The organism is Peteryoungia wuzhouensis, from assembly GCF_003205195.1.
Lineage (GTDB): Bacteria > Pseudomonadota > Alphaproteobacteria > Rhizobiales > Rhizobiaceae > Allorhizobium > Allorhizobium wuzhouense.
This window is the reverse complement of sequence record NZ_QJRY01000024.1, coordinates 1-1,254: the sequence shown is the minus strand read 5'-3', so window position 1 is coordinate 1,254 and position 1,254 is coordinate 1. Positions and strand designations below refer to the sequence as shown.

Here is a 1,254-nt window from a genome sequence, read left to right as displayed (position 1 = left end):
GGCGACGCTGGAGGATGTGACGCCGGAGAGTGTGGCTGCGTTTTTTGTGGCGCGGGATGAGCGGTTGTTGGGTAGGGTCCGACCGCATTAGAGTTCGCGACCGACGGGCTGCAATCACCAAAGGCGATCGCATCCTATCATGAGCCGTGAGGGATCCGCCGCTCAGCAACAGTTGCGGTCACGATGCCTGAACAATCGGGGCTCGCCGCGATCAGGGTCGCTCCGACAGATTTCATAACCAATCCCATGTGCATTTTTCAGAGTTTGCGCTAGTTTCATCAATACCGAGGGGTGCCCTGTCAAAGGGCTGAGATACTGTTGGGCGAAAGCAGCGCAGTGACCCTTTGAACCTGATCCGGATCATGCCGGCGAAGGGACGGGTCAGATGCCTCTCTCTTTTGCCGGCCTCTAAAAAGGGGCCGCAATGACACTAAAAAGCCAATATACACAAAGGAGCACACAGCGTCCGCCTAGGCTTTTGACGTTGACCCTTTTATGCGCCCTTTCGGTGCTACCATTGAATGTCTTCCTGCCGTCGCTGGCGCACATCGCCAGGGATTTCCAGACCGAGTATGTTCTGGTGAGCCTGTCTCTTGCGGGTTATGCAGCCGTCGCCGTCATCCTCGAACTGATCATGGGGCCTATGTCCGACCGCTTCGGGCGTCGGCCGGTCGTCATCGTTAGCCTCGTCGTCTTCACGGTTGGGTCCATAGGTTGTGCTCTTGCACCCGATATCGTTTCCTTTCTTGCATTCCGTTCGCTTCAGGCGGCAATCACCTCCTGCTATCCGGTTTCGATGGCGATTATCAGGGACACCGCCGGCAAGGAGCAGACGGCAAGCCGCATCGGCTATGCAGCGATGATATGGGCGCTGGCGCCCATGATTGGCCCGGCGATTGGCGGCTTGGTGGATGAGGCATTGGGCTGGCGGACTATCTTCTGGGTCCTCGCCCTTGCAGGCGCCGTAATGCTGACTTTGTGTTGGTTCCAACTCGGTGAGACGAACAAAACTCGATCGGGCTCCATAGCGCAGCAGTTCCGCGCGTACCCAGCACTCTTTCGCGCGCTACGCTTTTGGGCCTATGCGCTGTGTATGGGGTTCTCCGTTGGCACGGTCTACGCGTTTCTCGCCGGGGCTCCTTTTGTAGCTGCGGTTTTCAACGTCTCGTCGACTGCGCTTGGTCTCTTCATCGGCAGCATCACAGCTGGCTTCGTTTTTGGCAGCTTCTTGTCTGGACGTTATGCCGGCCGTTT

General features: G+C 57.7%; 1 protein-coding gene and 1 riboswitch. The gene reads left to right on the top strand.

Annotated elements, in window-relative coordinates; genetic code table 11:
- Positions 1-277 precede the first annotated feature (277 nt).
- Positions 278-394, top strand: a riboswitch (TPP riboswitch).
- 123 nt (positions 395-517) lie between these two features.
- The coding region (locus DMY87_RS23940) for an MFS transporter (RefSeq protein ID WP_205908216.1) at positions 518-1,254 on the top strand (737 nt) is incomplete at its 3' end.